Source organism: Paenimyroides tangerinum (assembly GCF_003865405.1).
In the GTDB taxonomy this organism is placed as follows: Bacteria; Bacteroidota; Bacteroidia; order Flavobacteriales; family Flavobacteriaceae; genus Flavobacterium; species Flavobacterium tangerinum.
In genome coordinates this window covers 21,514-28,382 of sequence record NZ_RQVQ01000040.1, presented here as the reverse complement: position 1 = coordinate 28,382, position 6,869 = coordinate 21,514, and the positions used below count along the sequence as shown (strand labels likewise).

At 29.5% G+C, this 6,869-nt stretch carries 9 protein-coding genes; 6 read left to right on the top strand and 3 right to left on the bottom strand.

Translation table 11 applies throughout. The features are described 5' to 3' along the window. The first annotated feature begins 189 nt into the window (after window positions 1-189). Window positions 190-708 carry a shikimate kinase gene (locus tag EG240_RS13710; protein WP_235830388.1) on the top strand — a complete coding sequence of 173 codons (519 nt, stop codon included), beginning with the start codon at window positions 190-192 and terminating at the stop codon, window positions 706-708. Here EG240_RS13710 and EG240_RS13705 read toward each other — a convergent pair. The 3 genes from EG240_RS13705 to EG240_RS13695 are packed head-to-tail and all read right to left on the bottom strand — an operon-like array spanning window position 705 to window position 2,164. Then, window positions 705-1,202 (bottom strand): phosphoribosyltransferase family protein, encoded by a 498-nt coding sequence (locus EG240_RS13705; RefSeq protein WP_125019927.1) that lies wholly within the window; start codon window positions 1,200-1,202, stop codon window positions 705-707. The two genes, EG240_RS13710 and EG240_RS13705, sit on opposite strands and share 4 nt — an antisense overlap. 1 nt (window position 1,203) lies before the next feature. Next, a complete protein-coding gene (locus EG240_RS13700; RefSeq protein ID WP_125019926.1) occupies window positions 1,204-1,791 on the bottom strand; it encodes a methyltransferase domain-containing protein in 588 nt (195 codons plus the stop codon). Beyond that, complete coding sequence (locus tag EG240_RS13695; RefSeq protein WP_125019925.1) at window positions 1,772-2,164, bottom strand: RNA-binding S4 domain-containing protein; 393 nt, start codon at window positions 2,162-2,164, stop codon at window positions 1,772-1,774. Before EG240_RS13695 ends, EG240_RS13700 begins: the two co-directional genes overlap by 20 nt. 79 nt (window positions 2,165-2,243) lie before the next feature. Between EG240_RS13695 and EG240_RS13690 the strand changes: the two genes are divergently transcribed. From EG240_RS13690 to EG240_RS13670, 5 genes are all read left to right on the top strand, one after another. Next, window positions 2,244-3,203: an FKBP-type peptidyl-prolyl cis-trans isomerase gene (locus EG240_RS13690; protein ID WP_125019924.1), complete on the top strand. Its 960-nt coding sequence runs from the start codon at window positions 2,244-2,246 to the stop codon at window positions 3,201-3,203. Between the two features lie 48 nt (window positions 3,204-3,251). Beyond that, window positions 3,252-3,611, top strand: a complete 360-nt coding sequence (locus EG240_RS13685) for a hypothetical protein (RefSeq protein WP_125019923.1) — start codon at window positions 3,252-3,254, stop codon at window positions 3,609-3,611. A gap of 159 nt (window positions 3,612-3,770) precedes the next feature. After that, complete coding sequence (locus EG240_RS13680) at window positions 3,771-4,382, top strand: GNAT family N-acetyltransferase (protein WP_125019922.1); 612 nt, start codon at window positions 3,771-3,773, stop codon at window positions 4,380-4,382. A 79-nt stretch (window positions 4,383-4,461) separates the two neighbouring features. Next, window positions 4,462-5,193, top strand: a complete 732-nt coding sequence (locus tag EG240_RS13675) for a YqjF family protein (protein WP_125019921.1) — start codon at window positions 4,462-4,464, stop codon at window positions 5,191-5,193. 291 nt (window positions 5,194-5,484) lie between these two features. After that, the gene (locus EG240_RS13670) at window positions 5,485-6,867 is read left to right on the top strand and encodes a TolC family protein (RefSeq protein ID WP_125019920.1); all 1,383 of its coding nucleotides are present in this window, start codon (window positions 5,485-5,487) and stop codon (window positions 6,865-6,867) included. Window positions 6,868-6,869: the final 2 nt, after the last annotated feature.

Here is a 6,869-nt window from a genome sequence, read left to right as displayed (position 1 = left end):
GGGCTCGAACCCAGGACCCCAACATTAAAAGTGTTGTGCTCTACCAACTGAGCTATCGAGTCTTGCATTTAACTTCCTGAATGCGGGTGCAAATATAGGGCACTTTTTTGATTTCACAAGACAAATTCTATTAAATTTGCCCTAAAAATTTCAACCTTTTTTTAAACAGTTCGTTTACAAACATTTATTATGAATAAAAAAATTATTATTCTTGGGTATATGGGTTCAGGAAAATCGACAATTGGACAATTTCTCTCAGAAAACACAGGAATCCCATTTTACGATTTGGATAAATATATCGAAGAAAAACATCAAAATTCTATTAAAGCCATCTTTGAAACTAAAGGCGAAATCTTTTTTCGAAAATTAGAACATCAATATTTAAATGAATTATTAAATTTAGATGAAGAAATGATTATCAGTTTAGGTGGCGGAACGCCTTGCTATGCAAATAATCATTTACATTTTGAAAAAGAAAACGTTCTTTCTTATTATTTAAAAGGCTCGATAAAAACTTTGAGCGAACGATTGAAATCAGAAATAGAACACAGACCACTTTTAAACAACACAGAAGACGATTTAGAAACTTTTATAGCCAAACACCTATTTGACAGAAGTTATTTCTACAACAAAGCTAAATACAAGATCAATATCGATAATAAATCAATTGATGAAATTAGCCAAGAAATAAAAAATACGCTTATTTAACTTAAATAAGCGTATTCTTCGTTTTGATTAAAAACTACTTGTATATGTTCTTTTGATGAAGTCGATAAAGAGATTCCTTTAAAATCTGCTTTAACAGGAAAGTTCTTATGATTTCTATCAACCAAAACTGCTGTTTTAAATTTTTTGATTGGAACATTCAAAAAATGACGAACTCCATAAATCAATGTTGCTCCAGAATTCATAACATCATCAATCAAAACAATACATTTATTTGCATATTCTGTTTCTGATATCGAAGTTACAATTGGCTCATTTGGATTTTGTTTATTTACCTGAACTTCGCAAATCACAACTTTTAAATCTGAAATTTCTTCTAAAACTTTAGCTATTTTTTGAGAAAACACAAATCCGCTATTAGCAATTCCAGCAATTACGATTTCAGTTTCGTTTGAAAAGGTTTCATAAATCTGATAAGCAATTCGCTTTGTTATATGTTTGATTTGGTCTTGGTTTAAAATAATATTTTTTTCCATCTTATAATTTTTCTAATAATATAAAAAATTCTTTTCCAGCTCTCGGCTTAATAGAATTATAACAAGCTTCAAATTTCTTAATTGCAAATATAGGATTAAATAAAGATAAATACATTTGATAATCTCCTCCAAATGGAGGTTCTTGTTTAGTTAAAGGAAAATCAAACAAAACACCAGCCAACTTTCCATTTGGTTTTAAAAGCGAAAACATTTGCTTCACATAAGCTTCTCGTAGATTTGGATTTAATGCACAAAAAAATGTTTGTTCTAAAATCAAATCATACGAATCTTTTAATTCAAAAAAATCTCCTAAAATCAATTGCTCATCAGGAAAATCGGGAATTCTCGACTTTAAATTTTGTAAAGGTTCTTCAACTATATCTATCACAAAAATATTTTTAAAACCACATTTCCAAAGATATTCAGCCTCGTAAGCATTTCCGGCACCTGGAATTAAAATCTTTACATTTGTATCATTTAGTTGATCAATAAATTCCTTAATTGGCGTTGTAACACTTCCTGCATCCCAACCTATTTCGTTTTCTTGATAACGTTTCTTCCAATATTCTTTATTCAACGTTTGATTCATCTTCTTCGTCATCTAATAAATATCCATCAATATCTCTACGGTCTTTTTTAGTCGGTCGTCCGTCGCCTTTTGCACGATAATGTTCTTTGGAAAGTTTCAATAGTTCCAAATGCTCAAAAGCTTCCGCAGGAGTTTCGTCTTTACGATACATATCAACCAACTTCGCTCCTACTCGATTATCTGGAACTCCTAAAACCGAAATTACATAATTGATTTGATCTTTTCGAAGTGTGATTTTATCGCCTGCAAAAACATCTCGAGAAGCTTTCGCTTGCTGACCATTTACAGAAACATGACCTTTTTTCACAGCTTCGGTGGCTATACTACGTGTTTTGTAATATCGAATACACCACAAATATTTATCTACTCGCATTTTTAATTTATAAAATTGGGTTAAATATGAAACAAAAATAAATGAAAATTGTATCTTGCACCATTAAAAAAATTGAAAAATGAATAGATTTTTAAAATATACTTGTATCGCTGCTTTAGCAATCAGTTTATGGAGTTGCAAAAAAGATGACGATGTTGAAATTGTACCAGTTAGAGAGCGTCAAGAAGTTTATGATGAAAACATTACAAAGATTGAATCTTTCTTAAAAAGCACCTCAATAACAGTTGATAACGAAAACAATGTAACTTTTGATTCAATTACAGAAGGAAGTTCAAACACAATTTGGAGCCAAACACAATATCCTTTACAGTATATCGAAGTTAAAAACGATTCAAGAACCACAAACAAAGTTGACGGATTGATTAAAGATCCTGTAACTTATAAATTATATTACTTAGTAATTAATGAAGGTGGTGGCGAAAACCCTATTACGATTGACAATGTATTTACAAAATACACGGGTTATAATTTAAACCATAATATTTTTGACAAAAATGACACTGGATTTTGGAGTGGATTTCCTGAAACAATTTACACACCATCAACAGTAATTTCTGGATACCGTCAAATCTTAACTAAAATAAAAACAGCTACTTCTATTACAGAAAATCCTGATGGAACTTTAGTTTATAATAACCCAGGAAGAGTAATCGTATTTATTCCTTCTGGTTTAGGATATTTTAATTCAGCTCAATTAAATATTCCTGGATATTCACCAATCATTTTTGATATTACATTGGTAAGTAAAGTTCATGCAGATCATGACAACGACGGATTATTATCAATCTATGAAGATGTAAACGGTAATGGTGATTTTTGGGATGATGATACTGACAATGATGGAACGCCAAACTTCTTAGATTTAGATGATGATGGTGATGGCTACACAACTAGAGAAGAAATTACTTTTAAAATTGATGAAGGCGGAGTTATGGTAGATGAGCTTTATCCTTTTGATGAAATTCCGAATTGTGCAAACGGAACAATAAAAAAACATTTAGACAAAAATTGTCACTAAAAATAGAAACCTGTTAGAAATAGCAGGTTTTTTTAAATTAATATAAATATGGAATCACAAAACATAGAAGATCTAATCGCTTTAGATTTACAAACATTTCTAAATTTAAAAGCAAACAACAACAACATTTCTATTGACGATGCGCTTGAAATCGCTGCTTATGTTTCTGCAAATTTTATGCGAATCATTTATGCAAAAAACAAAAGCATTGAAAAACATGAAATAAATGGGATTTTTGGAATTGTAAGCAATTATTACAACTCGTTTTTTGATGGACAAATCACGGAAGAAGAATTCAAAGACATGGCAAATAAATCCACTCAACTACTTCAAAATACGTCATTTGACGAAATGAGTAAAGCATTTTTCAATAAAATAATTACGGAATCTGAAAGCGATAAAATTTAACAATTACACTGTCATTTTGTATTGAAATAAATCACTATATTCGCGCACTTTTAAATACATATCAAACTTATTTTAAACATTTACAATTTGCTAACAAAGAGTAATTCTTTTAATAACCTAAATAATGTATTTTTCACACTTTAAATACAAGCGAACTAAATGAAATTATTTAATTTTGAAAATGATTATATTCTTGAAAATGAATATGCTAAATTAATCCCTTTAAAGGAATCGGATTTTGAAAACCTTTTGGAGTTTTCGGTCAATGAACCCGAGATTTGGCAATATTCCATGGTCAAGGCAGATAATCCTGAAAATTTAAAAAAATACATTGCTCTAGCGCTTGATGAAAGAAAAAAACTAAACGAATATCCATTTATTATTTTTGACAAAACAAAACAAAAGTATGTTGGAGCAACTCGATATTGTGATATCCATCTAAATACAAATCGACTTCAAATGGGATATACTTGGTTTGGAAAGAATTTTCAAGGAACTGGTATCAACAAACATTGTAAATTTTTGATGTTGGAATTTGCATTTGAAAAAATGGGAATGGAACGTGTAGAATTTAGAGCTTATACAGAAAATATTAGAAGCATAAATGCATTGAAAAGTATCGGTTGCACAGTTGAAGGAGTTATTAGAAGTAATGCCATTTGTCCAACTGGAAAACGAAGAGATACAATGGTTTTAAGCATCTTAAAAGATGAATGGACCAACGAAGTAAAACAAATGCTTAATACTAAACTTCCGATTATATCAAAATAAAAATATTCTAAAGATGACTTTTTAAGTCATCTTTTTTTGTCGAAATAATTCAGTAACTTTATTAAGAAAAAATTTTGTTATGAAAAAATATTCGACTTCAGAAATGCTCAATTACACATCGCATCGAACTTGGGAAAATCCAAATAACAATTGGAGTTTTTATCAAGAATGGAATAAAGCACTTTTTTTTCATTGGGCAATTGAAAAAGAAATCATCGAAAAATTAATTCCTTCAGGAGTTGAAATAGATACTTATAACGGTAAAGCTTGGATTTCGTTAGTCGCTTTTACAATGGAAAAAATTCGTCCAAGATTGCTACCATCTTTTCCTCCAATTTCAAATTTTCATGAAATCAATTTAAGAACTTACGTTACTAAAGATAACAAACCAGGTGTTTATTTTCTAAATATTGAATCTCAAAAATGGCTTTCAGGATATTTATCTCGTAAAATTTCGGGACTACCTTATCAAAAATCTGACGTTACTCATGATTTGAAAAACAATAGACTAATTGCTAATTTTAAGACAAAAGGATATAATCTAGAAATTGATTATAAAATCGGTAATCTTGTGACTGACAAAACGGATTTAGATATATTTCTTACCGAAAGATATTGTTTATATTTGGATTTAAATGATGAATTAATTCGATATGAAATTCACCACCTACCCTGGGAAGTAAAGGAATTAACCTACACTAAACTGAAAACAAATTACTTTCTCAAAGATATTGATTTGAACAGAAAACCAGATTTAATTAGATATTCTGAAGGCATTCAAGTTTTGGCTTGGAATCAGGAAGTTTTATAAAATCTAACTTTTACAAATTTTTACATTAAACAAAAAAATCACTTACTTATATTTCCATTTTCTAAATTATAATCATTTTTACACTTAAAAGATTTACACAATATCAAAAAATCAAAACATAAAACTAAAGTAAAAAGGTCATTTTTAAAATTTTATTAAAAAAAAGAAGGAATATTTTAAAAAAACTTCCGAAATTTGTAATAAACATTTGTTAATTTGAGAGTAATATCTTTATGAGAATTAATATATTAAATGTTTTTTAAGTAACGTTTAACAATAACCACAAACCTAATGTTTACTTCACAACACTATCTAAAAATAGGAGTTTGTTTTGTTCTATGTTTTGTACAACAAACAAAAGCTCAAAACTTATCGTTTTCTGATGCATACAATCAAATGTATCGAGATAACAATACCTTAAAAGCTGTAAATAAACAAAGTGAAACTCAAACCTATGTGACCAAGTCATTCAAAGGATTACGTTATCCCACATTGAATGCTTATGCGATGGGTGTTGTTTTTGACCGTAAATTAGATTTAAGCTTCAATGACGCTCGTAACAATTTAGCTAATTTTTTAACCTTACCAGACGCTAGTGTTTTAGGAGATTGGAAAGTACAAGTTGGAAAAAAGGAAATGATGTTTGCTGGATTAAATGCAACTTGGCCCATTTTTACTGGTGGGAAAATTAATGCTGCCGTAAAAGCAAGTGAATTAGAGGGAGAAATCATTGATAAAACAATTGAAGGAACTGAAAATCATTTGATTTCTGAACTTGCTACAAGATATTTTCAAGTTAAATTAGCCGATGAAGCTTACATTGTTCGTAAACAGGTTTTAGATGCAATGAAACATCACCTTTTCAATGCAACCAAACTAGAAGAAAACGGAATTATCGCTCCTGCAGAAAGATTAGTTGCTGATGTAGCTGTTTCTGAAGCAAACCGTGAATTCTCGGCTGCTGAAAAAAATATTAAATTAGCTCGAACTGCTCTTGCAAACACATTAGATGCTGACGAAATAACAGGAACATTATCTACACCATTTGTAAAATCAGCTGAATTAAAAACTTTAGAATATTATAAAGAATCAGCAATCAATAATTATCCTGAATTACAAAAAATTCTACTTCAAAAAAAATTAGCTGAAGAAGGTATTAAAGCAAAAAAATCAAATTATTACCCAGATATTGCACTTTTTGGTCAAACAACTTTACTTCATAACGACCCAATTGCATTTGGAATTTTAGACTCATCTAGAGAAAGACCTTGGGTAGTTGGAGTTGGCGTTACTTATAACATTTTTGGAGGAATGAAAAACAAAAATGAATTAAAAGCCGTAATCTCAACTCGAGAAAGCATTGATTTCTTAGAAGCAAAAGCACAAACGGATGTAAAAACTTTGATTGAAAATCTTTATTTCGAAATTGAAAAAAGTCAAGAAGAAATTAAAAATTTAAAAGTTCAAGAAGAATTTGCTACCGAATTATTAAGAGTAAGAACAAGAGCTTTTGCAGAAGGATTAGCAACTTCAACAGACGTTATTGATGCAGAAACAAATCTTTCTGTTGTAAAATTATTAATCTTAAATACTGAATATATTTACATCGTTTCACTAGCTAATTTATTAGAATTTAGCGGACAGAGTAAAGAATTTTTGAAATACACTAATTAATA